General features: G+C 66.6%; 25 protein-coding genes. 6 read left to right on the plus strand and 19 right to left on the minus strand.

Annotation, left to right across the window (positions count from 1 at the left end):
* Positions 1-328: 328 nt before the first annotated feature.
* Positions 329-682 (plus strand): hydroxyisourate hydrolase, encoded by a 354-nt coding sequence (gene uraH / locus WT16_RS09910; RefSeq protein WP_009912807.1) that lies wholly within the window; start codon positions 329-331, stop codon positions 680-682.
* A gap of 49 nt (positions 683-731) precedes the next feature.
* Positions 732-1,934, plus strand: a complete 1,203-nt coding sequence (locus WT16_RS09915; RefSeq protein WP_063533243.1) for a urate hydroxylase PuuD — start codon at positions 732-734, stop codon at positions 1,932-1,934.
* An 81-nt stretch (positions 1,935-2,015) separates the two neighbouring features.
* Here WT16_RS09915 and WT16_RS09920 read toward each other — a convergent pair whose 3' ends face one another.
* From WT16_RS09920 to WT16_RS09975, 12 genes are all read right to left on the minus strand, one after another.
* On the minus strand, positions 2,016-2,288 hold the full coding sequence (locus WT16_RS09920) for a LysR substrate-binding domain-containing protein (protein ID WP_082874773.1): 273 nt from the start codon (positions 2,286-2,288) through the stop codon (positions 2,016-2,018).
* A gap of 262 nt (positions 2,289-2,550) precedes the next feature.
* A complete protein-coding gene (locus WT16_RS09925; protein ID WP_063533245.1) occupies positions 2,551-3,063 on the minus strand; it encodes an ureidoglycolate lyase in 513 nt (170 codons plus the stop codon).
* Positions 3,060-4,073 (minus strand): allantoicase, encoded by a 1,014-nt coding sequence (gene alc, locus WT16_RS09930; protein WP_059934602.1) that lies wholly within the window; start codon positions 4,071-4,073, stop codon positions 3,060-3,062. Before alc ends, WT16_RS09925 begins: the two co-directional genes overlap by 4 nt.
* A 123-nt stretch (positions 4,074-4,196) precedes the next feature.
* Complete coding sequence (gene uraD, locus WT16_RS09935) at positions 4,197-4,718, minus strand: 2-oxo-4-hydroxy-4-carboxy-5-ureidoimidazoline decarboxylase (protein ID WP_063533828.1); 522 nt, start codon at positions 4,716-4,718, stop codon at positions 4,197-4,199.
* Positions 4,718-5,671, minus strand: coding sequence for an allantoinase PuuE (gene puuE, locus WT16_RS09940; protein ID WP_009912811.1), 954 nt, complete (start codon positions 5,669-5,671; stop codon positions 4,718-4,720). The genes uraD and puuE overlap by 1 nt, the downstream gene beginning before the upstream one ends.
* A gap of 145 nt (positions 5,672-5,816) precedes the next feature.
* Positions 5,817-6,629, minus strand: coding sequence for an aspartate/glutamate racemase family protein (locus tag WT16_RS09945; RefSeq protein WP_063533246.1), 813 nt, complete (start codon positions 6,627-6,629; stop codon positions 5,817-5,819).
* Positions 6,630-6,639: 10 nt separating this feature from the next.
* Positions 6,640-8,130 (minus strand): NCS1 family nucleobase:cation symporter-1, encoded by a 1,491-nt coding sequence (locus tag WT16_RS09950; RefSeq protein ID WP_063533829.1) that lies wholly within the window; start codon positions 8,128-8,130, stop codon positions 6,640-6,642.
* Between the two features lie 155 nt (positions 8,131-8,285).
* Positions 8,286-8,981: a GntR family transcriptional regulator gene (locus WT16_RS09955; protein ID WP_006026108.1), complete on the minus strand. Its 696-nt coding sequence runs from the start codon at positions 8,979-8,981 to the stop codon at positions 8,286-8,288.
* 323 nt (positions 8,982-9,304) lie between these two features.
* A complete protein-coding gene (ldcA, locus tag WT16_RS09960; RefSeq protein WP_015601805.1) occupies positions 9,305-10,246 on the minus strand; it encodes a muramoyltetrapeptide carboxypeptidase in 942 nt (313 codons plus the stop codon).
* 53 nt (positions 10,247-10,299) lie between these two features.
* The gene (gene tadA, locus WT16_RS09965; protein WP_063533247.1) at positions 10,300-10,884 is read right to left on the minus strand and encodes a tRNA adenosine(34) deaminase TadA; all 585 of its coding nucleotides are present in this window, start codon (positions 10,882-10,884) and stop codon (positions 10,300-10,302) included.
* Positions 10,881-11,282 carry a DnaJ family domain-containing protein gene (locus tag WT16_RS09970; protein ID WP_006026105.1) on the minus strand — a complete coding sequence of 134 codons (402 nt, stop codon included), beginning with the start codon at positions 11,280-11,282 and terminating at the stop codon, positions 10,881-10,883. The genes tadA and WT16_RS09970 overlap by 4 nt, the downstream gene beginning before the upstream one ends.
* 734 nt (positions 11,283-12,016) lie before the next feature.
* Positions 12,017-12,523: a DUF1993 domain-containing protein gene (locus WT16_RS09975; RefSeq protein ID WP_063533248.1), complete on the minus strand. Its 507-nt coding sequence runs from the start codon at positions 12,521-12,523 to the stop codon at positions 12,017-12,019.
* A 260-nt stretch (positions 12,524-12,783) separates the two neighbouring features.
* On the opposite strand from WT16_RS09975, the gene WT16_RS09980 reads away from it, so the two are divergent.
* From WT16_RS09980 to WT16_RS09990, 3 genes are all read left to right on the plus strand, one after another.
* Positions 12,784-14,058 (plus strand): MFS transporter, encoded by a 1,275-nt coding sequence (locus tag WT16_RS09980; protein ID WP_231756008.1) that lies wholly within the window; start codon positions 12,784-12,786, stop codon positions 14,056-14,058.
* 51 nt (positions 14,059-14,109) lie between these two features.
* On the plus strand, positions 14,110-15,102 hold the full coding sequence (locus WT16_RS09985) for a helix-turn-helix domain-containing protein (RefSeq protein ID WP_063533249.1): 993 nt from the start codon (positions 14,110-14,112) through the stop codon (positions 15,100-15,102).
* Positions 15,103-15,257: 155 nt separating this feature from the next.
* Complete coding sequence (locus tag WT16_RS09990) at positions 15,258-15,806, plus strand: tautomerase enzyme family protein (RefSeq protein WP_015602415.1); 549 nt, start codon at positions 15,258-15,260, stop codon at positions 15,804-15,806.
* 239 nt (positions 15,807-16,045) lie between these two features.
* Here WT16_RS09990 and WT16_RS09995 read toward each other — a convergent pair whose 3' ends face one another.
* Complete coding sequence (locus WT16_RS09995) at positions 16,046-16,744, minus strand: glutathione S-transferase (RefSeq protein WP_051139165.1); 699 nt, start codon at positions 16,742-16,744, stop codon at positions 16,046-16,048.
* Positions 16,745-16,891: 147 nt separating this feature from the next.
* Here WT16_RS09995 and WT16_RS10000 point away from each other — a divergent pair, with 147 nt between their 5' ends.
* Positions 16,892-17,467 (plus strand): TetR/AcrR family transcriptional regulator, encoded by a 576-nt coding sequence (locus tag WT16_RS10000; RefSeq protein WP_043282425.1) that lies wholly within the window; start codon positions 16,892-16,894, stop codon positions 17,465-17,467.
* A gap of 166 nt (positions 17,468-17,633) precedes the next feature.
* On the opposite strand, the gene WT16_RS10005 is transcribed toward WT16_RS10000, so the two are convergent.
* From WT16_RS10005 to WT16_RS10030, 6 genes are all read right to left on the minus strand, one after another.
* Entirely contained in the window at positions 17,634-18,674 is a 1,041-nt protein-coding gene (locus WT16_RS10005) for a Wadjet anti-phage system protein JetD domain-containing protein (protein WP_231892051.1), read from the minus strand.
* 348 nt (positions 18,675-19,022) lie between these two features.
* A complete protein-coding gene (gene guaA / locus WT16_RS10010) occupies positions 19,023-20,642 on the minus strand; it encodes a glutamine-hydrolyzing GMP synthase (RefSeq protein ID WP_063533250.1) in 1,620 nt (539 codons plus the stop codon).
* Positions 20,643-20,769: 127 nt separating this feature from the next.
* Complete coding sequence (locus WT16_RS10015) at positions 20,770-21,381, minus strand: hypothetical protein (RefSeq protein WP_063533251.1); 612 nt, start codon at positions 21,379-21,381, stop codon at positions 20,770-20,772.
* Positions 21,382-21,387: 6 nt separating this feature from the next.
* Complete coding sequence (gene guaB, locus WT16_RS10020; protein WP_015601134.1) at positions 21,388-22,848, minus strand: IMP dehydrogenase; 1,461 nt, start codon at positions 22,846-22,848, stop codon at positions 21,388-21,390.
* A 235-nt stretch (positions 22,849-23,083) separates the two neighbouring features.
* Positions 23,084-23,956 (minus strand): DUF2182 domain-containing protein, encoded by an 873-nt coding sequence (locus tag WT16_RS10025; RefSeq protein ID WP_063533252.1) that lies wholly within the window; start codon positions 23,954-23,956, stop codon positions 23,084-23,086.
* Positions 23,934-24,698: a DUF899 domain-containing protein gene (locus WT16_RS10030; protein WP_063533253.1), complete on the minus strand. Its 765-nt coding sequence runs from the start codon at positions 24,696-24,698 to the stop codon at positions 23,934-23,936. Before WT16_RS10030 ends, WT16_RS10025 begins: the two co-directional genes overlap by 23 nt.
* Between the last annotated feature and the right edge of the window lie 17 nt (positions 24,699-24,715).

Below are 24,715 nucleotides of genomic sequence, written 5' to 3' on the forward strand. Positions count from 1 at the left end.
CGGATCGGCACGCTCGCCCGCACGGGCCAAGCATCGTCGAACGCGCGGCGCGGCGCAAGCTTCGCCGCGCGCATGATCGTCTTCACGCCGGCGATATGTTCGGCTACCGCTGGCGACGGCGGCGACGCGCATGGACGCGCGCTCATGCAGCGCGCATTATCTTCGTTATCGCTCACGGTTTGCCCTCCGAACCTTTTTACAATGGCTGCACGGCGCTCGCTTCGATCCGCCGACGGGTATGTAGCCACTGACGTGGAGCCTCGATCCGCCGCAGCATCAACGGATCGAGCCGCCGCCGATCCTCGCGACTACACAAGGACTCATGCGAATGGGAAAGCTCACTACCCACGTACTCGACACCGCGTACGGCCGCCCCGGCGCCGCGATCAAGATCGAGCTCCATGCGATCTCGGGCGACGGCAGCCGGCTGCTGAAGACCGCGCTCACCAATGACGACGGCCGCTGCGACGCGCCGCTCCTCGAAGGCGACGCGCTCGCGGCCGGCACCTACGAACTCGTGTTCCACGCGGGCGACTACTTCGCCGCGCAAGGCGTCGCGCTGCCGGAGCCGCGCTTCGTCGATCTCGTCGTGCTGCGCTTCGGCGTGGCCGATCCCGCCGCGCACTATCACGTGCCGCTTCTCGTGTCGCCGTGGTCGTACAGCACCTATCGCGGCAGTTGACCGCGCATCGCTGCTCGCACACGACAACGATCGACTCAGGAGGAGTTTCATGGAAGGCTTCATCACCGACTGGCTGAATCTCGCGATCCGCTGGCTGCACGTCGTCGCCGCGATCGCGTGGATCGGCGAGTCGTTCTATTTCGTCGCGCTCGACAACAGCCTGAAGCCGCCGAAGGACGCGCAGTTGAAATCGCGCGGCGTGTTCGGCGAGCTGTGGCACGTGCACGGCGGCGGCTTTTACAACATGCAGAAGTACCTCGTCGCGCCGCCCGAGATGCCCGAGGATCTGCACTGGTCGAAGTGGCCGTCGTACACGACGTGGATGTCCGGCTTCGGCCTCTTCTTCGTGCTGTACCTGCTCGCGCCGAACACGTACCTGATCGACCGGAACGTGCTCGACATGGGGCCCGTCGTCGCGGTCTCGTCCGCGCTCGGCTTTTTGCTCGCGGGCTGGATCGTCTACGACTGCGCGTGCCGCCTGCTCGGCAGCCGCGACAGGCTGCTCGGCGCGTTCGTCGGCCTGTATGTGATCGCGGCGGCGTACATCGCGTGCCACGTGTTCTCCGGCCGCGCCGCGTACCTGATCGTCGGCGCAATGCTCGCGACGATCATGACGGCCAACGTGTTCTTCGTGATCATCCCCGGCCAGCGCAAGATGGTCGACATGCTGCTCAAGGGCGAGACGCCCGACCCGATCTACGGCAAGCGCGGCAAGCAGCGCTCGGTGCACAACACGTACTTCACGCTGCCCGTCGTGTTCGCGATGCTGTCGAACCACTACGCGATGACGTATGCGAACCAGTACAACTGGATCGTGCTCGTCGTCATCATGCTCGCCGGCGCGCTGATCCGTCAGTTCTTCGTGATGCGGCACCGCGGCCAGCAGCTCTGGTATCTGCCGCTCGGCGGCGTCGCGCTGATGGTGCTCGCGCTCGTGACGACGATGCCCAAGCCGATCGCGCCCGAAGCGCAGGCGGCGAACGCCCCGAATGCGCCGAAGCCCGCAATCGGGGACATCGCGCCGATCCTGCAGCAGCGCTGCGTCGCGTGCCACTCGGCAAAACCGACGCTGATGGGCAGCGCGCCCGCCGGCGTGATGTTCGACACGCCCGACGAGATCGCGCGGAACGCGCCGCGGATCTATCAGCAGGCGGTGCAACTGAAAGCGATGCCGATCGGCAACGTCACGCACATGACGGATGGCGAGCGAACGAAGATCGCCGCGTGGTTCGAGAGCGGTGCGGCGAGGTGACGTCACGACGGCGCGCCGTGTATCGGTGCATCGGCGCAGGCGCCGTCACCACGCGGCAGGGCCACGACGCTCGCCCGTCTTTCACCGCGCCGTCGACGCGCTCTGCGCCGCCAGCCACTGGAACGCGACAACGCGCGGATCGTCGCGGCTGCGCTCGGGATATACGACGTAAAAGGCCATTCCGGGCGCGACGCGGATGCTCACGTCGAACAATCGAACGATGCGGCCCGCCGCGAGGTCGCGCTCAACCAGCCCGGGCTCCACGAGCCCCACCGCCGCGCCGTCGATGACGGCCTGCACGACGTGGCTAGAATCCGGAAACGCGACGCAGCGCCTGTCGTCGAAATCACCGATGCCGGCCGCGGCCGGTCAGTTGATGCGTCTTGGCGTGCCGCAGCGCGACTACGACGTGATGCGCGACGTGATGCGCGACGATCTGCGCGCGATCGCGGGCGTGGTCGTGATGAATTCATGGACACCCGCGATCGCGGTGCGCCGGATCGGCGATGCGCGGCTTCCGGATGCGCGGCCGCTCGTCGCGCTGCTGCATCGCGCATATGAAGCGGAGCCTGCCATCGCACCGCATCAACGCCTTTTCAAACGCGCTTCGTTCGTTTCATTCGTTGACCGCGAGCCACGCATCTTCGGTCAACCACAGCGATTCAGGCAGATCCTGTTCGTTCAGATTGCCCCCGTCGCCGCCGCGATCAACGACGATGAAGTCGCTGACGTCGCCGAGCGCGATCAGCGGGTGGTGCCAGACGCCCTTCGCGTAGTTCACGCCCTGCCATCCGCTCGTCACGAACGCGCGAATCTTCGACGGATCGAGATCGCCCGCCGGCGCGACGACGACGATATAAGGCCGGTCCGTCAGCGGAATGAACGCCTGGCTGCCGAGCGGATGCCGCTCGAGCATCGTCACCTCGAACGGCAGCGCGCGCGGCTGTCCGCGAAACAGGTTCACGAGCGGCCGCCCGCCTTCGTCGACGACGTCGATCTTCGCGAGATCGTGAAAGCGCATCGTCGTGCCGAGGTTGATCGGGATCTGCTTCGCGCCCGCCGTTTCGATGACGTCGCCGAACGGCGCGAACGCGGCGCGCGTCAACGGTTCGATCGCGAGCGTCTTCATTTGTCGAGCGTGCCCCATACGCGCAGACGCGACACGCCGCCGTCCGGAATGATGTTCAGCCGCACGTGCGTGACTGGCCCGAGCGCGGCGAGCTCGGCTTCGAAAGCGTGCTGCTTGTCCATCTGCAGCTTCTGCTCGCCGAGCAGCACCGGCCAGAACATCGCCTGCGTGACGAGCGAGCTGTCGGTGCCGCCCGTCACGCAGGCGGCCTGGACCGAGCAGCGGTCCGGATAGTTGCCCTTGAAATGCGCGGTATCGACTTCGATCCTGCGGATCACGCCCGGCCGCGCGAGCGCGATGATCGCCCAGTCGTTGCCCGGCTCGCGGCGGCGGCGCGTCTCCCAGCCGTCGCCCATGTTCACGCCGCGGCCCGGCAGCAGCACGTTCGACGCGAGGCCGAAGTGCTGGTTGTTCGCCGCGACGACGTAGCCGCCGTTCTCCATCGCCGCGAGATCGAACAGCTCGGATCGGCTCGCGCCCGCCCAATCGAGCTGCGGCTGGCCGTACACGCGCAGCCGCGCGATGCCGCCGTCCGGGTAGATGTTCACGCGCAGATGCGTGTACGCGTTCGCGTCATGCGCTTCGATGTAGTGATGGCTATTGCCCTGCAGCGTCGTCGACGGCACGATCTCGGCCCACTCCGTCGCCTCGTTCGGCGCGCCTTCGGGCACGTGCGCGGCCTCGATCGACGCGGCCGGCGGGAAGTTGCCCGTGAAGTGGCTCGTATCGATGTCGAAGCCCTTGATCACGCCGGGCCGCGCGAGCTTCACGATGCACCAGTCGTAGCCCGTCGTGCGCTTGCGGCGCGTCTCCCAGCCGTCCATCCATTTGCCGTGATCGTCGTACTTGCCCGGGATGAACACGGCGGGCTCCGGATTCAGCATGCGCTCCTTCGGTGCGAAGAAATCGTCGCTCGCCTCGAGCGCCTGCGCGCCGAGACGCGGGTCGGCGAGATTCACGTAACGCCGCGTGAATTCGGGAGCATTCGGATCGAAAAGCGGAAGAGTCATCGTCTTGTCCTTGTCGTGGTGCGTGATACCTGATGCCTGATGAGTGGAAAACCGCCGCCGCGCGTCGTCGCGCGCGGACCTGGCGGGGGCCGCGCCGAACCGGCCGAAGCGTTCAGCCGGCGATCACGCGTCGATCAGATCGTCGAGCCGGAAACGCGCGATCCGATAGATCTGCCCGAGGCTCGCGCGCAGTTCCTCGTCGCGCGTATGGCCGACGCGCGCCTCGAAGTTCGCGATGATTCCGTGCCGGTCGTAGCCGCGCACCGCGAGGATGAACGGGAAGCCGAATTTCTCGCGATACGCGCGATTGAGCCGCTGTAGCTTGTCGAACTCCTCCTGCGTGCAGCGTTCGAGACCCGCGCCGCTCTGCTCGCGCGTCGATTCTGCGGTCAGCTCGCCGCGCACCGCCGCCTTGCCGGCAAGCTCCGGGTGCGCATTGACGAGCGCGAGCTGCCGCGCGTCGCCCGCGCCCTCGACCGCGTCCTTCATCGTCCTGTGCAATGCGCCGATGCTGGCGAAGGGCCGCGCGGCCGCCGCCGCCTCGGCGACCCACGGCGAATGCTCGAAGATCCCGGACAGCGCCGCGACGAAAGCATCCGTCGACATCGCGTTCAACTGCGCGAGCGTGTAGTGCATCGCCCGCATCATGCGTTCCCCTCGCGCCGAGGTTGCGGCCGATACGGATGATGCTCGCGCCAGTGGCGCGCGATGTCGACGCGGCGCGCAACCCATACGCGATCGTGCCGCTCGACGTGATCGAGGAAGCGCTGCAGCGCGCGAAAGCGCCCCGGCCTGCCGAGCAGCCGGCAGTGCATGCCGATCGACATCATCTTCGGCGCCTCGTCGCCCTCCTCGTACAGCACGTCGAACGCGTCGCGCAGGTAGTGGAAGAAATGATCGGCGGTGTTGAAGCCCTGCGGCGTCGCGAAACGCATGTCGTTCGCATCGAGCGTGTACGGGACGATCAGTTGCGGCGCGCTCGCGCCGCCCGACACCTCGACGTCCATCCAGAACGGCAGGTCGTCGCCGTAATGATCGGAGTCGTACAAAAAGCCGCCGTACTCGGCGACGAGCCGATGCGTGTTCGGGCTGTCGCGGCCCGTATACCAGCCGAGCGGGCGCACGCCCGTCACGCGCTCGATCGCTTCCATCCCGAGCTTCATGTGCTCGGCCTCGCGCTCGGGCGTCATGTCCTGATAGTGAATCCAGCGCCAGCCGTGACACGCGATCTCGTGGCCGAGCTCGACGAACGCGCGCGCGAGCTCCGGATGCCGCTCGATCGCCATGCCGACGCCGAACACCGTGAGCGGCAGCCCGCGCGTCTCGAACTCGCGCAGGATGCGCCACGCGCCCGCGCGCGAGCCGTATTCGTAGATCGATTCCATGCTCATGTGGCGCGCCGGATACGCGGCTGCGCCGACGATCTCGGACAGGAACTGCTCGGACGCGGGATCGCCGTGCAGCACGCAGTTCTCGCCGCCTTCCTCGTAATTGAGCACGAACTGCACCGCGACGCGCGCGCGGCCCGGCCAGTTCGCCTGCACCGGATATCGGCCGTAGCCGATCAGATCGCGTGGATAGTTGGGATCGAATGCCATGGTTGGGTGCGAAGTGATACTCCGTCAGCGGGTTCGCCTCGGCCGCGCGATGCCCGGAAACCGGGGCTGCGCGGCCGATGCGACGGACGACCCAGTGTAGCGAAAACACCCCGGAGCGCCCATACGGGCACACGGATAATGCATGTCAGACGGAATGTATGTGCGGTTGCGGAAAAACGTCGGGAGACGGCGTGTCTTGCGTCACCGCGACGGGCGCGAGCGCCCCGTCCGGGCTGAAGCGCGCGAACTCGCCGTCGTAGCGCTTCGCGAGCGGCCGCGCGAAATCGCCGCGCTTCGCGGTTGCGAGCTTCAGCGCGATCAGCGCCTCCGCCCATTTGACGGCGGCCGTCACGCCCTCGACGACGGGCGCGCCGATCGCCGCCTCGATCTCGTGCGCGAACTCGGCCATCCCCGCACAGCCGAGCACGATCGCGTCCGCGCCATCCTCGTCGAGCGCGCGCCGGCATTCGTCGACGATCACGCGGCGCGCGGCCGAGCCGGGCCGGTCGAGATCGAGCACCGCGACATCGGTCGCGCGCACGTTGCGGCAGAACCGCTTCATCCCGTAACGCTCGGCGAGATGCCACGCCATCCCGCAAGTGCGCGCAAGCGTCGTCACGACCGAGAAGCCCGGCGCGAGCACGCTCGCCGCGTGCATCGCCGCCTCCGCGATGCCGATCACGGGCCCGCGCGCGAGCTCGCGCGCCGCGTACAGCCCCGGATCGCCGAAGCACGCGATCACGTAGCCGTCGAAGCCGTCGCGCTCGCCCGCCGCGACTTCGGCCAGAAGGCCGGGCGTCGCGAGCGCCTCGTCGTAATGGCCTTCGATCGAAGGCGGCCCCATCGCCGGGCTCACGGCGACGATCGCCGTGCCCGCCGACGCGACCTCGCGCGCGCAGCGGCCCATCGCGTCGGTCATCCGCTGCGTCGTGTTCGGATTGATCAGTTTTATTTTCATATGGACTCCGTCATGCTTTCGCAAGCGCGCGGTAGAACACGCCGCCGAGCGCCGCGCCGATGAACCACGAGAAGTTCGCGAGCCCGGACAGCGCGGGCGCCATCACGCACGCGATGGCGATCGCGGCCGCGGGCAGCAGCGCGGCGACCGCGCGCCGGTTCACGCCGTCGCGATACCAGTACGCGCCGTCGGTCGACGTCGTGTACAGATCGTCGCGCCGCAACGCGCCGCGCTTCACGAGATGGAAATCGACGATCAGCACGCCGTACAGCGGCCCGATGAAGCTGCCGAGCACGTCGAGCGTGTAATGGATCACCGCGGGATTGTTGAAGAGATTCCACGGCGTGATGAACACCGACGCGACCGCCGCGAGCATCCCGCCCGCGCGCCAGCTAATCAGGCGCGGCGCGACATTCGAGAAGTCGAACGCGGGCGACACGAAGTTCGCAACGATGTTGATGCCGATCGTCGCGATCGTGAAGGTCAGCGCGCCGAGAATCACCGCGGTCGGATGATCGATGCGGCCGACCGTCTCGACGGGATCGGTGATCAGTTGTCCGAACACCGGCAGCGTCGCGGCCGTCGTGATCACGGTGACGAGCGAGAACGCGAGGAAGTTGACGGGCAGCCCCCAGAAATTGCCGCGCTTCACGCTGCGATAACTCCCGCAGTAGCGCGAAAAGTCGCCGAAGTTGAGCATCGGCCCGGAAAAATACGACACGACGAGCGAGATCGCCGTCACCATCACCGGGATCGCTGCGGCGCCGTGATACCTGACGCCGCCGAGACTGAGGCCGATATTGCGCCAGCCCGTGCGCCACACCATGTAGCCCGCGAGGACGAACATCACCACGTAGACCGCGGGACCGGCGAAATCGATGAACTTCTTGATCGTCTCCATGCCGTTCCAGAACACGAGCGCCTGCAGCACCCACAGCAGCATGAAGCCCGCCCAGCCGAGAGCCGACAGCCCGATAAAGCCATAGCGATGCACGTCCGCATACGGCATCCATTGCGGAAAGAACTTGAGCACGACGATCACGAGCGCGCTCGACGCGAGATAAGTCTGGATGCCATACCATGCGATCGCGATGAGGCCGCGGATCACCGCGGGCACGTTCGCGCCGAGCACGCCGAACGTCGCGCGGCACGCAACCGGATACGGCACGCCGAGCTGCTGGCTCGGCTTCGCGATCAGGTTGCAGAGCACGTTGACGATCGAAATGCCGACGAGCAGCGCGGCGAGCACCTGCCAGCTCGTCAGGCCGAGCGCGAACAGGCTGCCTGCGAACACGTAGCCGCCGACGCTGTGCACGTCGGACATCCAGAACGCGAAGATGTTGTATGCGCCCCAGCTCTGGTTCGCGAGCGGCGCGAGATCTTCGTTGTACAGACGTTTGCTGTAGCCGGCGGGCATCGCCGCGCCGCCGTCCGGATCGCCCGGGCGATCCTCGTTCGGCCGATACGACGCGCTTTGCTGCGCCACACTGAACTGAGCCATGACATCTCCTTGCCTGCCGCGGACGAGCCGCGCGATCGTCATTGAAATCGCGGCTCGAACGTGGTCGCCCGATGCCGCCCTGGCGAGGCGTCCGCGTGCGCGGCCGCCCGGCATTTCGTCAGTTCAGTGAGCGCGCTCGGTGTGCGGCCGGGCCGTCAGCCCGGATGGCCGAACACCTCGCGCAGATCGACCGCGCCCTGCGCCGGCCGATCGAGCATCTTCAGTTCGACGTGCTGCAGGTGGCGCGCCATCAACTGCGCCGCGCGCTTCGCGTCGCCGGCTTCGAGCGCCGCGAGGATCTGCGCATGGTCGTCGAACGAGCACGGGCTGCGCCCGTGCGATTCATACAGCGCCGACATCAGCGTCGAGCGCGCGACGAGCCCGCCCAGGCAATCGCGCAGCACCGTGTTGCCGGTGAGCGCCGCAAGCTCGGTATGGAACTCGCCCGACAGCCGAATCCATGCCGGATAATCGCGCCGCTCGAATGCGTGGCGCTCCTTGTCGATCATCGCCGCGACGCCCTTCAGGCGCTTCGCGCCCGGTCCCGTCGCGAGCCGCTCCATCACCGCGAGCTCGACGATGCGCCGCATCTCGAACACTTCGTGCACGTCCTGCAGCGTCGGACTCGCGACAAACGCGCCGCGATTCGGCTCCAGATCGACGAGCCGATCGGTCGCGAGGAGCGCGAGCGCCTGCCGGATCGCGCCGCGCTTCACGCCGAACACTTCGCATAACTGCGCTTCCGTCAGCTTCGTGCCGGGCGCGAGCCGATGCTCGAGGATCGCGGTGCGGATCCGCTCGGCGATCGACTCGGGGCTCGCGCCCGTCAGCGCGGAATCTTTCTTCGTCATGATTCGCATCTCGTTATGGACAGCATCGTAGGTTGGACATAAATATTGTCAACAATTTTGTTTTGCCATTTTGCACAATTCGAGTGATGCCGCGTGCTTCGCATCGGTGCCATCGCCCTGAATTGGTACATTCGACCAAGCTTCTGGCGCATTCGACCGCAGCCCTCGCCATCAAGCCTGTACTATTTTGTCGACAATTTTGCCTTTGTTTGGTGCCGCGCGACAGTTCGAGTACTCGATGAGGGTTGACCGTTAGTTGCGCATATCGATGCAAAAAAAGGCGGTCGCCCGCCTTTTTCACTTCGCATCGGCTCGCGCTCCGCTCACGCCGCGAGATGTGGATAGTCGGACATCGTCAGCCTGAAGCCATGCTCGTTCGCGACGAGTTCCGCGCGCGCGCCGAACGGCAGAGTCAGCAGATCGGGCACATGGCCGAACTGCAACCCGGTGACGACAGGAATGCCGATCACGCCGCGCACCTGCTCGATCATCGTCTGCATGTCGTAGCCGTTGTCGTATTCGAACGGACGCGCGCCGGTGAACTGCCCGAGCACGAGCGCCTGCTGGCGCGCGAGAATGCCCGCGAAATGCAACTGATAGATCATCCGCTCGATCCGGAACGGCTGCTCGTTCACGTCCTCGACGAACAGGATTCCGCCTTCGATCTGCGGCATGTACGGCGTGCCGACGAGCGACGCGAGAATCGCGAGATTGCCGCCCCACAGCGTGCCCGACGCGTTGACGACCTGCGTCTGCGGCACGTCGGAGACGATCGTCGTCGTCGGCTGCGTGAGGGTCTGCCAGAAATGGGCGAGCGTGAACTCGCTCGGCGCCTGAGCGCCGAAATCGGCCGACAGCATCGGGCCGCCGAACGTCTGCACACGCGCCTTCGCATAAAGCGCGAGCTGGATCGCGGTGAAATCGCTATGGCCGACCAGCGCGATCGGCTTGTCGCGCAGCCGCCTTTCGAGGCCCCGGTAGTCGAGCCCGTGCAGGATTCGCGCGGCGCCATAGCCGCCGCGCACCGCGAGGCCGATGTCGGGCAGCGGCAGCGACGGATCGGCGAGCCGGTTCAGGTCGCCTGCGCGCTCGCCGTCGGTGCCGGCGAAGCGCTGGTAGCGGCGTTGCGTCGCGTCGAGGTTCTCGATGCGATGCTGCTCGATGCTCAGGCGTTCGATCGCGCGATCGATCGCGGCCGGGTCGTGCGGATAACCGGAAGGGGCGAGCAGACGAATCGTGCGCGGCGTGCGGAACGTGGAAATCATGAATTCGCAGGAAGAAGATCGGACGTGGTTAGAGGCGTTCCGCGCCGCCCGGTTCATTCGTCGCGCGGCGGCGCGTCGGGCGCCTGTTGCACGCGGCGGGCCTCGCGCATCGCCTGCCGCCGCTCCGCGAAGAACGACTTGAGCGCCGCGCCGCATTCGTCGGCGAGCACGCCGCCCTCGACCGTCGTGTGATGGTTCAGGCGCGCATCGGCGAACGCATCGACGACGCTGCCGCATGCGCCCGTCTTCGGGTCCGGCGCACCGAACACGACGCGCGCGATCCGCGCATGCATGATCGCGCCCGAGCACATCAGGCACGGCTCGAGCGTCACGTACAGCTCGCAGCCGGGCAGCCGGTAATTGCGCAGCGCGCGCGCGGCGGCGCGCAGCGCGGCCATCTCGGCGTGGGCGGACGGATCGTGGCCGCCGATCGGATGGTTGAAGCCGCGTGCGATCACCTCGTCGCCGCGCACGACCACCGCGCCGACCGGCACTTCGCCCGCCGCGCGCGCCTCCTCGGCGGCGGCGAGCGCGATGCGCATGTAGCGGCGGTCGCGCTCGGCGGCGGCGGACGGAAGCGGCGCTGGCGGTTCGTCGTCGAGTTCGTCGCCGGACGCGGGCGCGTCGGCGGGCCTCACATCACCCCCGCTTCGCCCTGCGCGTCGCCGAGCACGCGCTCGGACAGCCGCTCGGCGATGCGACGGCAGTATTCGCGCGGCACGACCATCGGGCCGCCGCGCAGCGATTCCAGCGCCATATCGAGCGCGAGCATCTTCGCTTGCAGACGGCAGCGGGTCGCGCGGTCGCTGACCGCGCGCAGCTCGTCCTGCAGATTGCGCAGCGCCCGCAGTTGCTCGACCGCGGGCGGCACGAAGCCCGCGTTCTTCAGGATCCGATTCGCGACGCGCACTTCTTCGGGGACGAGCAGATCGTCGTCCAGCTCCGTCGGCGCGCCGGCACCCGGCAAATCGTCGAACGCCCCCCGCGCGGCGGCGGCAGCGATACGTTGTTCGACTAGAGCGTCAAGCAGTTTCATCGGGGTTTCATGACAATGCGGCATGCGGATTTTAGCAGGCGGCGCGCCCAGGTCCAGCCCGCCCGAGTAAATGCTCGATATCCGGGCTCGGACGCGAGAAAAGGCGCTATTCTTGCTGCGATCCATCCAACCGCGCGGCGGCCTGCCGTTCCGCGCTCGCTCAGGGCAACGAAACAATGTCGGTCGTCACTCGGCGCAGTGTTCGCGCCCTCGTTTTTGCCGCTGCCCTCACCGTCGCCGGATTGGCGTCGGGCTGCGGCGTGATGTGCGGCGGCGCCGGCGGGACCGGCGGATTCGCGGGCGGATGCGCGACCGGGGTGAGATTTTAGGTTCTAGCCGTAGCGGAAAGCCTCTGCGCGTGACGCGAGACGCAAGCGGAGCCGGTCGGCAGACGTCGGCCGCGCGCGGCGGAATCGCGATCAATGGCGTCGGTCGACGGCGCTCCGCGCCATCGACCCATCGCGCCATCCCGGCATACGGCGCCGCGCCGCGCAGGCCTCCGATTGTTCTCGCGCCGCCTCCTTCGCCGGATTCCGGCTGCCGACTCATCGACTCGCGCCGCATGGGCCGATCCGTCAAGTTCCCCCTTCCCGCATATGCACTCGTCGAAAATCCGCGTCGCTCCGCCCGTCTTTGTGTCGGCCGGCCACGTCGACTGCCGCGTTGGTCGCTGTCGTCCGAACGTGGCACGCTCGCGGACGCCGCCGGCAACGGCGGCGCGAGCCCCATTCACGTCAGCGCCCGCCGAGAAAGTCCATCTTGGCAAGCGGCACGCCCTTGTGCCGCAGGATGTCGTACGCGGTCGTAGCATGGAAATAGAAATTCGGCAACGCAAAGCCAAGCAGATACGACTTGCCGTCGAACGTCATCACGCCATCGCGCAACGGCAGCTCGATCGTGCGCGTCTCGCTGCCGTCGAGTTGCGCGGGCTGGATCGTCTTCAGGAAATCGATCGTCTTGCCGATGCGCGCACGCAGCTCGGCGAACGTCGTCTCCGTATCGGCGAACGACGGCACCGCGATGCCCGCGAGCCGCGCGCCGCATCCCTTCGCGGTGTCGCTCGCCCGCTGGACCTGCGCGTCGAGCGCATGCATGTCGTCGCGAAGCCGCGCGCGAACGAGCTCGGCCGGATCGACGCCCTGCGCGCGTGCGTATGCGTCGCCCTTGTCGAGCACGGCCAACAGGTTGTTCAAGCCGCGAATGAGCACGGGAATGGAGACGTCGTACATCGAAAGTGCCATGGGTTCTCCTGACGGGTTCCTGGATCGTCTGCGGGATGGCCGGCTACGGTTGACGCCGGCTCCGTAGCATAGACCGGATCGGACGGCCACGCTCGCCGCCGACGATGCTCGGCGCGAAACGAGGCTTCCCCGCACTCGGCTTTTCATCGCACATCCGGCCGGATCGCGGCATCGAGGCTCGCCCAACGAGTTGCAATTTAAAACCGGCGCATTTATTCTTCTTTTGGTTTCAATTTGCAACCACAAAGAGAGATGTCGTCATGCCAGCTCCACAAGCGGCGCCCGCCGCCCCTTCGATTCACACGACCGGTTCGTCCACGGCATCGGCAGCGTTGCCGCGCGGCACGGTCGCGCTGTTCGCCTGTGCGAGCGGCCTGAGCGTCGCCAACGTCTACTATGCGCAGCCGCTTCTCGATGCGCTTGCCGCTGATTTCGCAATCGGGCGCGCGGCGATCGGCGGCGTCATGACCGCCACGCAGATCGGCTGCGCGCTCGCGCTGCTCTTGCTCGTGCCGCTCGGCGATCTCGTCGACCGGCGGCGGCTGATGCTCGTGCAATCGCTCGCGCTCGCGGCGACGTTGATCGTTGTCGGCTTCGCGACGACGACCGCCGTGCTGCTTGCCGGCATGCTCGGCGCAGGGCTGCTCGGCACGGCGATGACTCAGGGGCTCGTTTCGTACGCGGCGAGCGCCGCAGCCTCGCACGAGCGCGGACGCGTGGTCGGCGCCGCGCAAGGCGGCGTCGTCATCGGGCTGCTGCTCGCGCGCGTGCTGGCGGGCGCCGTCAGCGACATCGCGGGATGGCGCGGCGTCTACTTCGTGTCGGCGGCGACGATGCTCGTGCTCGCGGCGCTGCTCTCGCGCAAGCTGCCCGTCCTCGCGCCGGCGTCACCGCGCATCGGCTATCCGCGGCTGATCGCGTCGCTGTTCGTCCTGCTGCGCGACGAGCGCGTATTGCAGATTCGCGGCACGATCGCCATGCTGATGTTCGCCGCGTTCAACGTCTTCTGGAATGCACTCGTGCTGCCGCTGAGCGCGCCACCCTACTCGTTTTCGCACACCGCGATCGGTGCGTTCGGGCTCGTCGGCGCATTGGGCGCACTCGCCGCCGCGCGCGCCGGACATTGGGCCGATCGCGGCTTCGGACAGCCGACGAGCGCCGCGGCGCTCGCACTGCTGCTCGCAGCATGGCTGCCGCTCGCTTTCATGCCGGCATCGCTGTGGGCGCTCGTGCTCGGCATCGTGCTGCTCGACGTCGGCGGGCAGGCGATTCACGTGACGAATCAGAGCATGATCTTCCGCGCGCGGCCCGACGCGCACAGCCGGCTCGTCGCCGTCTACATGCTGTTCTACTCGGTTGGCAGCGGGCTTGGCGCGCTCGCTTCGACGGCCGTCTACGCGAGCGCCGGATGGCGCGGCGTCTGCATGCTGGGCGCGGCTGTCAGCGCGGCGGCGCTCGTGTTCTGGGCGGCCACGGCGCGGTTGACGCCGTGCGAATCCGCGTCGGGAAATACCGCAAACGGGCAACCCCGGTAGCGAATATCGCGATGGTAGGATCGTCCCTGTACAGGGACGATTCTGCCAACCATGCCACTCATCCGGATTTGGGCCGTCGAGCATTGCCTCGCATCGGGCGTCGCCGCGCCGATCGACATCCTGACGGCCGCCAATCGCCTCGCCACGCAAGCCGATGGCGAGCGGCACGCGCGCCCGTTCACGTGGCGCGTCGAATCGACCGACGGCAAGCCGGTCCGCGCCGCGTCGGGCCAGATCATTCAGGTGGACGGTCGAATCGACGGCAGAAGCGTCGCCGATGCGGTCTGGCTGACCGGGCCGTTCGTATCCGACATCGATCGCATCCTGAGCCGCCCCGCGCGGCTGGCGCCGCTCGTCGACGCGCTGCGGCGGCAGCACGCGCGCGGCACGCTGCTCGCGACGTATTGCACGGGCGCGTTCCTGCTCGCCGAAGCGGGCCTGCTCGACGCTCGCGTAGCCACCACGCATTGGTCGAAAGCAGCGAGCTTCCGCATGCGGTACCCGGAGGTCGAGTTGCGCGCGGCTGACGTGCTGACCGAACAGGACGGCATTCTCTGCGGCGGCGCGGTCACGTCTTATCAGAATCTCGCGCTACGTGTGGTCGACAAGCTCGGGACGCCGAAGCTTGCCGCGGCGACGGCAAAGATCATGCTGATCGACTTGAATCGCGTGTCGCAGGATTCGTTCATCGACCTGCACCGCGCCGACGGCCTGGAGCACGACGATCCCGTGGTCGCGCGGGCGCAGCGCTGGATGGAGCGACATCTGCGCGAGCCGTTCGATCTGCCCCGCTTGAGCCGCCATCTTGCGCTCAGCGAGCGGACGGTCAACCGGCGTTTCAAGCAAGCCGTCGGCACGCCGCCGCTCAAGTATCTGCAAACGCTCAGGATCGAAGTCGCGAAGCGGCTGCTCGAACAGAAGAAGCTGGGTATCGATGCGGTCTGCGAGCGCGTCGGATATACCGACGTCAGCGGCTTCCGGCAGTTGTTCAAGCGCGTGACGGGCATATCGCCCGGCGAATATCGACGCCGGTTCGCGCGGTGATCGCCGGTGATCCGCTTCGTCGATGGGTGTGTCTGAAATGCCCTTGTCGAATGGCAGTTCAGACACTGTCGCTGCAGCGTATGCGCTCCTAAAGTGGAACCCTGTCGCGCCGCTCTCGGCGCGACTCGCCCAAACACCATTCGAGGATACATACGATGCCGATGATCGACGCATTCATACCGGAGCGCGCGCTCGCGCCGCAAGCAGAGGCGCAGTTGATGCGAGAGCTGACCGATATTCTGATCCGTCACGAGCAGCTCGATCCGGACGATCCACGCGTGCGTGACGTCACGTGGGTATTCGTGCATCGGCCCGCGGCGGTCTATCGGGCGGGTGCGCCCGCCGGCGCGCCGATCTATCGGATCGTGCCGTCGGTGCCGGAAGGCCAGTACACGGATGCCGCGCGAGCCGGCCTCGTCAAGGAAGTCACTGCGGCCGTCGCGCGTGCGGAAGGCACGTCAGCGGACGAGATCGGGGCACGCGTGTGGATCTTTCCGACCGAGATCGACGACGGCTGCTGGGGCAGCCGCGGCAGCGTGCGCCGCCTGCCCGACATCATGGAATACTTCGGCGGCGCGGCATTCAGGGCGCTCGGCGAAGCGCGCCTCGCGGTGAAGCGCCGCTCGGATGCGGCAGTCCTCGTCGAGACGATGCTACGGGTACTAAACGAGCATCCGGCCGGGCCGACGCGCGACGCCGGCTAGCGGCAGCGATGTCGCGTGTTGCCACGCGGCCGTGGCAACACGAGTCCCGCGCCGCCGGAATTCCCGGTATCGACGACGCGCCTCGGGATTGCCTTCGAGATGAAGGGCCTGCCAGCAACCGTCGCCGTGACCGATCGGCGCGGTCCCGAAGGTTGCGTGACGGATGAACAGGATCCTCACGACACCGTGCGCCAAGGCTGACTTCAAAGGACGAAAGCACGCATTTGCAGAGATCGCGTTCAATCGGATGCCAGTGCAGCAAACGCCGGCTGGTTCTTTACGCTGGGGCGTTCCAGCATTCTCGCGTACCAGCCTAGAAGGGCCCGGCACTCCGCAGGCACCGGCAGTTCGACCATCGACGCGAAGAGCAAACCGCCGATCGCGGTGATGTCGGCCATCGAAAAAGCCCCTCCGGCGACATATGGCTGGCTCTTCAGAACGGCGTCGAAGTAGTGCATGCCTCTCAAGGCCTTGTCACGCTGACGGAACCCCCATTCGGGGTTCTGATACAGCTCGACCTCAGGCCCGAGCCCAGGCGTCCCGTGATGGAAATAGACGCTGACGGCGTCGAGCAGTTCCAGTTCGGCGCGCTTGCTCATCATGTGGATCACGCCCTTTTCACGCGGCGTCCTGCCGGTAAGCGTGGGCGCGCCGTCAAGCCCGTCGAGGTACTCGGTGATGGCCGTGCACTCGGCAATGCACGTCCCGTCGTCGAGTTCGAGCACCGGCAGCGTGCCCGAGTAGTTCTTGCTCGCGATGAATTCGGGCTTTTTGTGCTCCCCTTTACGCAGATCCACCATCACGAACTGCACGCGGGATTGCAGGTTCTTTTCTGCCAGGGCGATGCGCACGCGTGTCGGATAAGGCCCTCGGGGAAAGTCATAAATCTTCATCATCGGCAGTCGGGTCGGGTCAAAACTCGTCGCAGCGAAAGTCATTGCGTTTCCTCTCCACGGTTTGTACTGGAACAGATGGCACAAGGATCGTCACTTACCGCACACCCTACCTAACGTTCGTTAGTGTAAACATAGAAGGTTATAATCCCTGTTGTCAAGAACCGATCCTTCGAAGCGGGGGCCGTAGCAGTGAGGAACGAAGCGAATTCAAGCTCCAGGGAGCGAATCCTGGCGGCGGCCACGAAGATGGAGCAGGCCCGCGGCTACAGCGGACTGAATTTTCGGGATCTTGCGGAGGACGTCGGCATCAGGGCCGCGAGCATCTACCATCACTTCACGAACAAGGCCGACCTCGGTGCGGCGGTGGCACGGCGATATTGGGAGAACTCGGCGGCAGTTCTGGACGCGATGCTGGCGGAATCCGCAGATCCGGCGCGCTGCCTGCGCCGGTACCCCGAGACGTTTCGCAAGGCGCTCGTGGACGGCAATCGCATCTGCCTGTGCAGTTTCATGGCGGCCGAAAGCGACGGCCTGCCCGACGAGGTGATGAAAGAGGTTCGGACCTTTGCCGACGTGCATGTCGCGTGGCTCAGCAAGGTCTTGTCGGCCGCGAATGCGGTCAGGCCGGAGCAGAGTGAACAGCGGGCTCGCGCCATCTTCGCGGCGGTCGCCGGCGCCCAGCTCATCGCGCGGAGCCGGTCGGACATCTCCGTCTATGACGCATTGATCGAGGGCTACCGCGCTGCCGGTCTGTTGCCGGCATAGCGCTTCAAGGATTCCTGCCGGCACTTGACGGCCTTCGACCGACCGCGTCGGACGATCGATGCCGCTTTTTCTGCATCATCGCCACAACGTGGCATGTCAATACGATCGTCGACACCTCCGACAGTATCAAGTGAGCCTCCTCTCGAACTGCCCCCGAATACCGTCTTCACTGTCTTGCAGTCGTGGCGAGCGCGGTTTCAACCCACTGAAAGCCGATACGCTCTTGCTCGAGCCGCAAATTTTTACGAATCCGGTTATCGCGCAGGTCGTTGAACAGCGCTTGCTCCCCATCGTCGAGCCGCGGCAAGTCGCGGAGCACCTGATCATGCTCCTTGCCCCATTGAGCTTCGTGGGCGATCAGCGTCGCCCGGTCCATCAGGAAAGACTTGACGTGGTCAAAGCGGCTGCGCAACTGGTCGAGGATGGCGAAGCCATGAGTGTCGATATCTCCCCAGTAGTGGATGCTGCAGCGGGAAAGCCATGCCGCTTTCGACAGCGCGTCCCATCCATAGCCTGCACCGAAGACAACGATCGCATCGGCTAGAGGCGGGAACGCGAGGAAGTTCGTCTCGTTCTCAGTGATGAAAACCCGGCGGATCGGCACGGCCAGCGCGGCAAAGCTGTCTGCATCGACTGTGATATCGGGAAGTGCAGGACCGGGCAACATGGGCAATTGCGCGTCGAGCACGCGAAACCGGATACGGGCAGGCTTTTCGAGGAAGCCGTAGCGGGCCGCGAAATGCGCACCGCCGTTTCTTTCTACCGCGACGGCCTCCAAGGGAAGTACGAGATCGAGCCATTCCGACAACACACCGCGCCACTTTTCGATGAACTTGCTGTGCACATCGGCAATGTCCACTTGTCTCAGGTAAATGCCGGGACGTGGATGCCGTACGATCCAACCGACCACTGCCAGTAAACGTTCACATTCGTCAGCCAGCTCAAGCGCCTGCAGCGGATGCCGGCGAAACCATACCAGCAGCGCCGGCTGCCGCGGGCCCACGAGGGTGAGCAAGCGGCCGAAATGTGCCGCATCGCCACGCTTGCCGATCATCGCCAGCGCACTGTCAAGATCATCAATCCAGACTGCCTGCGGCACTCGCTGAACACCAAGGACACGATGATTGAACTCGCGCCATTCGATCCGGATCTGCGCGACAGTGACAAGCTCAGCAATCCATTCACGCACAGCCTGGATCTGTCTCAACGCGGCTCGTTGATTTTTTGAACTCCAAGACCAGATGGTTCTGTCTTGTACCTCGCCGATGCACGATCACATCTGGAAACACCGTCTTCGCTTCATCGTCCTCGCCATTTGGGTAAGCCGCATAAAACCAGCTTTCCTGAGAAGACTTTTACCGTCAAAGACGGCTTTGGTCTGAATAGTGAACGGGACGGTCTTAATCCGGCCTCCAGTTCTTACCGCCACTTCTACTGCCAACCTGTTCCGCTGGCCGGCGATAGCCACCGATAGGTGCTGCGACGTATTTCCTTATAAATCAATACGTTACGGCATATTTTCGATAGCTGACGATAGTCCCCGAAGGACCTGATTTCACTCCCACTCGATCGTCGCCGGCGGCTTGCCCGACACGTCATACACGACCCGGTTGATTCCGCGCACTTCGTTGATGATCCGGTTCGACGCGCGGCCGAGCAGCGCATACGGCAGATGCGCCCAGTGCGCGGTCATGAAGTCGGTCGTCTGCACGGCGCGCAGCGCGGCCACGTAGTCGTACGTGCGGCCGTCGCCCATCACGCCGACCGACTTCACCGGCAGGAACACCGCGAACGCCTGGCTCGTCAGGTCGTACCAGCTCCTGCCGACCTGCGAGGGCTCGCAAAGACCCGCCGCCGCATCCTGCTCGGTCGCCAACGTCCCGCGGAGCTCTTCGATGAAGATCGCGTCCGCGCGGCGCAGCAGGTCCGCGTAGTCGCGCTTCACTTCGCCGAGGATTCGCACGCCGAGGCCCGGGCCCGGGAACGGATGGCGATACACTATCTCTTCCGGCAGCCCAAGCGCAACGCCGAGTTCACGCACTTCGTCCTTGAACAGATCGCGCAGCGGCTCGAGCAGCTTCAGGCCGAGCGTTTCCGGCAGGCCGCCGACGTTGTGATGGCTCTTGATCGTCGTCGCCTTTTTCGTCTTCGCGCCGCCCGATTCGATCACGTCCGGATAGATCGTCCCTTGCGCAAGCCACTTCGCGTTCGTCAGCTTCTTCGCCTCGGCCTGGAACACTTCGACGAACTCGCGGCCGATGATCTTGCGCTTGCGCTCGGGATCGGTGACGCCCGCGAGATGGCCGAGGAATTGCTCGGACGCGTCGACGTGGACGACCTTCGCATGCAGCCGGCCCTCGAACATGTCGAGCACCATCTTGCCTTCGTTCAGGCGCAGCAGGCCATGGTCGACGAACACGCAAGTCAACTGATCGCCGATCGCACGGTGGATCAGCGCCGCCGCGACGCTCGAATCCACGCCGCCCGACAGACCGAGGATCACTTCCTCGTCGCCGACCTGCTCGCGAATTCGCGAGACCGCCTCTTCGATGTGGTCGCGCATGATCCAGTCGGGCGCAGCGTCCGCGATGTCGAGCACGAAGCGCTCGAGCAGCTTGCGGCCCTGCACCGTGTGCGTGACTTCCGGGTGGAACTGCACCGCGTAGTAACCGCGCGCCTCGTCGGCCATGCCGGCGATCGGGCAGTTCGGCGTCGACGCCATCAGCGCGAAGCCCGGCGGCATCTCGGCGACCTTGTCGCCGTGGCTCATCCACACCTTCAGCATTCCGTGGCCTTCCGGCGTCGCGAAGTCCTGGATGCCGTCGAGCAGGCGCGTGTGGCCGTGCGCGCGCACTTCCGCATAGCCGAACTCGCGATGATCGCTCCACTCGACCTTGCCGCCCAGTTGCACGGCCATCGTCTGCATTCCGTAGCAAATGCCGAGCACGGGCACGCCGAGATCCCACACCGCCTGCGGCGCGCGCAGTTGATGGTCCTCATAGGTGCTCGCGTGGCTGCCGGACAGAATCACGCCCTTCGGTGCGAATTCGCGGACGAAGTCGTCGGAGACGTCGTTCGGATGGATCTCGCAGTAGACGTGCGCTTCGCGGACGCGCCGCGCGATCAGTTGGGTGACTTGCGAACCGAAGTCGAGAATCAGGATTTTGTCGTGCATGGCAGCGGACGGAGAAAAGAACAATGGAATAACAAAAGCAGCGCACGAGGCGCTGCATCGAACACGTATCCGGGCGATCGCGCCGCCGCGAAGCGCGGTGGCCTGACAGTCGGGAAAGCCGGGCCGGTCACGGTTGCGACGGCGGTCGCACCGCGCCGCCGAACTCGCTCGCCGCGGCCGGCGCGGCGCTCGTTGCCGATGCGGCGCCCGACGATCCGGCCACTGCATCCGCACGCGACACGTCCGGCTCGATCCGCGCGGCGGCGGGCGGCGTCACGGCCGGCTCCGAAGCGCGCTTCGACGCGACGCGCGCCTCGCCCGCCTGCGCCGCCTGCGCCTTCTCGCGCCGCCGCACCGCGGCCGCGAGCCGCACGCCGCCGAGACCGACCACGAGCAGCACGGCCCCCGCGACGACCGACACGAATTGACCGAACGACGACAACTGCGGCGAGCGAATCGCGAGCAGCCACACGAACATCACGACGCCCGTGAGCCAGTTCACGTGCCCGACCGCGCGCGCGACGCTCGCAGTCAGATCGCCGTTGAAGGCCGCGTGCGCGGACAGCCATGCGAGCCCGAGGAGCGCGATGCCGAACGCCTGGCCGACCATTGCGGGATCGACGGTGACGAGTTGCAGCGCGTCATACAGCGCTTTCCACGGGGTCAGCACGAACAGCGCGCCGAAAGCGGCAAGCAGGACGGCATCGATCAGGAGAACGGCGCGCAGCAACGGTTTCATCGGCGATCAGTCCACGTGATAGTTGGGGGCTTCCTTCGTGATCTGCACGTCGTGCACGTGCGACTCGCGCATGCCGGCCGCGGTGATCTGGACGAACTCGGCCTTGTCGTGCAGCTCGGCGATCGTCTTGCAGCCGCAGTAGCCCATGCTCGCGCGCACGCCGCCGATCAACTGGAAGAGGATCGCGTTGACCGAGCCCTTGTACGCGACGCGGCCTTCGATGCCTTCCGGCACGAGCTTGTCGATGTTCGCGGAGTTGTCCTGGAAGTAGCGGTCCGCCGCGCCGTCCTTCATCGCGCCGACCGAGCCCATGCCGCGATACGACTTGTACTGGCGGCCCTGATACAGGAACACGTCGCCCGGCGCTTCTTCCGTGCCGGCGAACATGCTGCCCATCATCACCGCGTTCGCGCCGGCGGCAAGCGCCTTCGACACGTCGCCCGAGAAACGGATGCCGCCGTCGGCGATGCACGGCACGCCGGTGCCGCGCAGCGCGTCCGACACGTTCGCGATCGCGCTGATCTGCGGCACGCCGACGCCCGCGACGATCCGCGTCGTGCAGATCGAGCCTGGGCCGATGCCGACCTTCACCGCGTCCGCGCCGTATTCGACGAGCGCCTTCGCAGCGGCCGCGGTCGCGATGTTGCCGCCGATCACTTCGACCTTCGGGAAGTTCTGCTTGACCCAGCGCACGCGCTCGAGCACGCCCTTGCTGTGGCCGTGCGCGGTATCGACGACGATCACGTCGACGCCCGCCTGCACGAGCAGCTCGACGCGCTCCTCGTTGTCCGGACCGACGCCGACCGCCGCGCCCGCGCGCAGCTTGCCGTGCTCGTCCTTGCACGCTTCCGGGTGCTCGGTCTGCTTCGTGATGTCCTTGACCGTCATCAGGCCGCGCAGCTCGAACGCCGCGTTGACGACGAGCACGCGCTCGAGGCGATGGCTGTGCATCAGCGCCTTCGCCTCGGCGAGCGGCGTGCCTTCGGCAACCGTCACGAGGCGCTCGCGCGGCGTCATGATCGACTTGACCGGCTCGTCGAGGCGGGTTTCGAAGCGCAGATCGCGGTTCGTCACGATGCCGACGAGCTTCGGACCTTCGACGACCGGGAAGCCCGAGATGCCATGCTGGCGCGACAGCGCGATCACGTCGCGCACCTTCATGCTCGGCGGGACGGTGATCGGATCGCGCACGACGCCCGATTCGAAGCGCTTGACCTTCGCGACCTCGCGCGCCTGCTCGACGGGGGTGAGATTCTTGTGGACGATGCCGACGCCGCCTTGCTGCGCCATCGCGATCGCGAGACGGCCTTCGGTGACCGTGTCCATTGCGGCGGACACGAGCGGCATGTTCAGGGAGATGTGGCGAGTCAGTTGGGTCTTGAGGCTGGTGTCGCGCGGCAGAACGTCGGAGAACGCCGGGACGAGGAGCACGTCATCGAACGTGAGTGCTTTTTGGATCAGACGCATGGCAAATCCTATAGGCGCAAAAGCGAATTATACGCGATGCCCGGCTAATTTTCACAACACGAACAACGGCTTAGCCGTTTCTCCCGCTTTCTCGCCGTTTGCCCCCCGAATCGTTCGGATTCCAGTTCGAGTCGTTTTCGAGCCGGTTTCGTTTCGGCCGGCATCGCGCGGGTTCGCGCCGAATGGCAGAAATGTGCCGGATGCGACGGACGCGCCGCGCGCATCGCACGCGACGTCAACCCAGGCCCCCAGCACGGGCGACCATGACCGCGCCCATCGCGGCGACGCCCCCGCCGATCATGCGCGCGGCGCGCTCGCCCGCCGGCGCGAGGCGCTCGACGGCGATCGCGGCGGTCACGGCGGCCATCGCGCGCCAATCCATGATCCCGGCGACGAGGAGGCTCGTGGTGAGGCCCGCGCTACAGCAACAGCAGCGAAAGCCGAAGCGCACGCCCTGTCGCCACGCCGCGCCAACGCTCGCCGGCGACGGACCGCCGCAACGCGCCGCATCGCGGCAGCACGCCAGATGGCGCGCCTTCCACGCGGTGAACTGAAGCGCGCCCGCGCCGAGCACGATCGCGCCGCCCGCGGCCGGAGCCGCGCGGGCGAGCGCCGGCATGCGCCACTCGAGCGCCGCCAGCGCCGCGCCGAGCGCATGGACGGCGAGGCCGGCCACGGCCCACACGAAACCGTACCCCGCTGCGACCGACGCGGCCCGCAGCCCGGCGCGCGCGCCGCCCGCGAGGCCCAGCCGCAGGACGGATCGCCCGCCGCGCCACAGCATCGGCGCGAACGACGGCAGCATCATCGCCGCCATCATCGCGATCCACATGCCGACGAACGACGCCGCCGAGCCGCCCCACGTCCGTCCGCACAGCCGCGTCCACATCGCCGACAACATCCAGCCGCCGGGCATCGGCGTCTCGCCCGTCGCGGGCGTCGGTGCAAGCCATCCGAGCGCCGCCGCCTCCGCCGCAACCAACAGCGCAATCAACAGCGCCGCCGATACGCCCCGGCGCGCGCCTTGCGCCGCGCGGCACGACACGTCGCGCCCGGGAACGCGCCGGCCGCGCTCACGCGCGCCGTCAGCGCCCGTCGTACTCGTCATGGCGACGCCACCAGACGCCCGTTTCGTTGCGCCCCTTCGGCGCGCGGTCGAGCCACTGGTACATGCCCCAGAGTCCGTCCAGCCCGCGCGCGTACGTCGAATACGTGTGATAGACGGCGCCGTCCTCGAGCACGAACGCGCTCATCCCCGGCCGCTCGCGCGCGTACGTGCGCGCGTCGGTCCCGCAGGTGGCCGCGAATTCGGCAACGGGCGCAGGCGCGGGCGTCGCGTCCATCGCGTGGCCGCCGCGCCGGTAGTTGTATTCGACGCGCCCGTCGCGCTGCTGCGCGTCGCTAAACGACACGTTGAAGTCGTAGTTGAAGTCGCTGTCGCGCGACGACGCCCACGGAAACGTCCATCCCATGCGCTTCCGGTACGCCTGCAGCTTCGCGAGCGGCGCGCGCGACACCGCCGCGAGCGTGACGTCGTGATGCGCGAGGTGGACGACGAAGCCGTCGAAGCCGTCCGCGATCGCCGAGCACGACGGGCATCCCGCCGTGTAGTCGGGGCCGAACATGAAGTGGTAGACGAGCAGTTGCGAGCGGCCGCGGAAAAGCTCCGCGAGCGATGCGTCGCCCTCGTCGGTGTCGAATCGATACGCCTTGTCGACGCGCACCCACGGCAACGCCGCGCGCTGCCGTGCGAGCGCGTCGCCGCGCCGCGTGTGCGCCTTTTCCGCATCGAGCAGTTCGAGCCGCGCGGCGAGCCATTCGTCGCGCGTGCCGATCGTGTGTGTCGTCATCGTTCGTCCCTCCTTTT

The organism is Burkholderia sp. MSMB1589WGS, assembly GCF_001636105.1.
Classification (GTDB): domain Bacteria; phylum Pseudomonadota; class Gammaproteobacteria; order Burkholderiales; family Burkholderiaceae; genus Burkholderia; species Burkholderia humptydooensis.

Bases quoted from the DNA above. Each gene is read 5' to 3' on its own strand.
- WT16_RS09945 (WP_063533246.1), bottom strand. From the start codon at position 6,629: ATGAAAATAAAACTGATCAATCCGAACACGACGCAGCGGATGACCGAC.
- WT16_RS09975 (WP_063533248.1), bottom strand. From the start codon at position 12,523: ATGGCACTTTCGATGTACGACGTCTCCATTCCCGTGCTCATTCGCGGC.
- guaB (WP_015601134.1), bottom strand. From the start codon at position 22,848: ATGCGTCTGATCCAAAAAGCACTCACGTTCGATGACGTGCTCCTCGTC.
- WT16_RS10015 (WP_063533251.1), bottom strand. From the start codon at position 21,381: ATGAAACCGTTGCTGCGCGCCGTTCTCCTGATCGATGCCGTCCTGCTT.
- uraD (WP_063533828.1), bottom strand. From the start codon at position 4,718: ATGCGGGCGATGCACTACACGCTCGCGCAGTTGAACGCGATGTCGACG.
- WT16_RS09915 (WP_063533243.1), top strand. From the start codon at position 732: ATGGAAGGCTTCATCACCGACTGGCTGAATCTCGCGATCCGCTGGCTG.
- WT16_RS09955 (WP_006026108.1), bottom strand. From the start codon at position 8,981: ATGACGAAGAAAGATTCCGCGCTGACGGGCGCGAGCCCCGAGTCGATC.
- WT16_RS09970 (WP_006026105.1), bottom strand. From the start codon at position 11,282: ATGAAACTGCTTGACGCTCTAGTCGAACAACGTATCGCTGCCGCCGCC.
- uraH (WP_009912807.1), top strand. From the start codon at position 329: ATGGGAAAGCTCACTACCCACGTACTCGACACCGCGTACGGCCGCCCC.
- puuE (WP_009912811.1), bottom strand. From the start codon at position 5,671: ATGGCATTCGATCCCAACTATCCACGCGATCTGATCGGCTACGGCCGA.
- WT16_RS09980 (WP_231756008.1), top strand. From the start codon at position 12,784: ATGCCAGCTCCACAAGCGGCGCCCGCCGCCCCTTCGATTCACACGACC.
- ldcA (WP_015601805.1), bottom strand. From the start codon at position 10,246: ATGATTTCCACGTTCCGCACGCCGCGCACGATTCGTCTGCTCGCCCCT.
- WT16_RS09950 (WP_063533829.1), bottom strand. From the start codon at position 8,130: ATGGCTCAGTTCAGTGTGGCGCAGCAAAGCGCGTCGTATCGGCCGAAC.
- WT16_RS10025 (WP_063533252.1), bottom strand. From the start codon at position 23,956: ATGACGAGTACGACGGGCGCTGACGGCGCGCGTGAGCGCGGCCGGCGC.
- alc (WP_059934602.1), bottom strand. From the start codon at position 4,073: ATGACTCTTCCGCTTTTCGATCCGAATGCTCCCGAATTCACGCGGCGT.
- WT16_RS09985 (WP_063533249.1), top strand. From the start codon at position 14,110: ATGCCACTCATCCGGATTTGGGCCGTCGAGCATTGCCTCGCATCGGGC.
- guaA (WP_063533250.1), bottom strand. From the start codon at position 20,642: ATGCACGACAAAATCCTGATTCTCGACTTCGGTTCGCAAGTCACCCAA.
- WT16_RS09925 (WP_063533245.1), bottom strand. From the start codon at position 3,063: ATGAAGACGCTCGCGATCGAACCGTTGACGCGCGCCGCGTTCGCGCCG.
- WT16_RS09995 (WP_051139165.1), bottom strand. From the start codon at position 16,744: ATGACTTTCGCTGCGACGAGTTTTGACCCGACCCGACTGCCGATGATG.
- WT16_RS09990 (WP_015602415.1), top strand. From the start codon at position 15,258: ATGCCGATGATCGACGCATTCATACCGGAGCGCGCGCTCGCGCCGCAA.
- WT16_RS10030 (WP_063533253.1), bottom strand. From the start codon at position 24,698: ATGACGACACACACGATCGGCACGCGCGACGAATGGCTCGCCGCGCGG.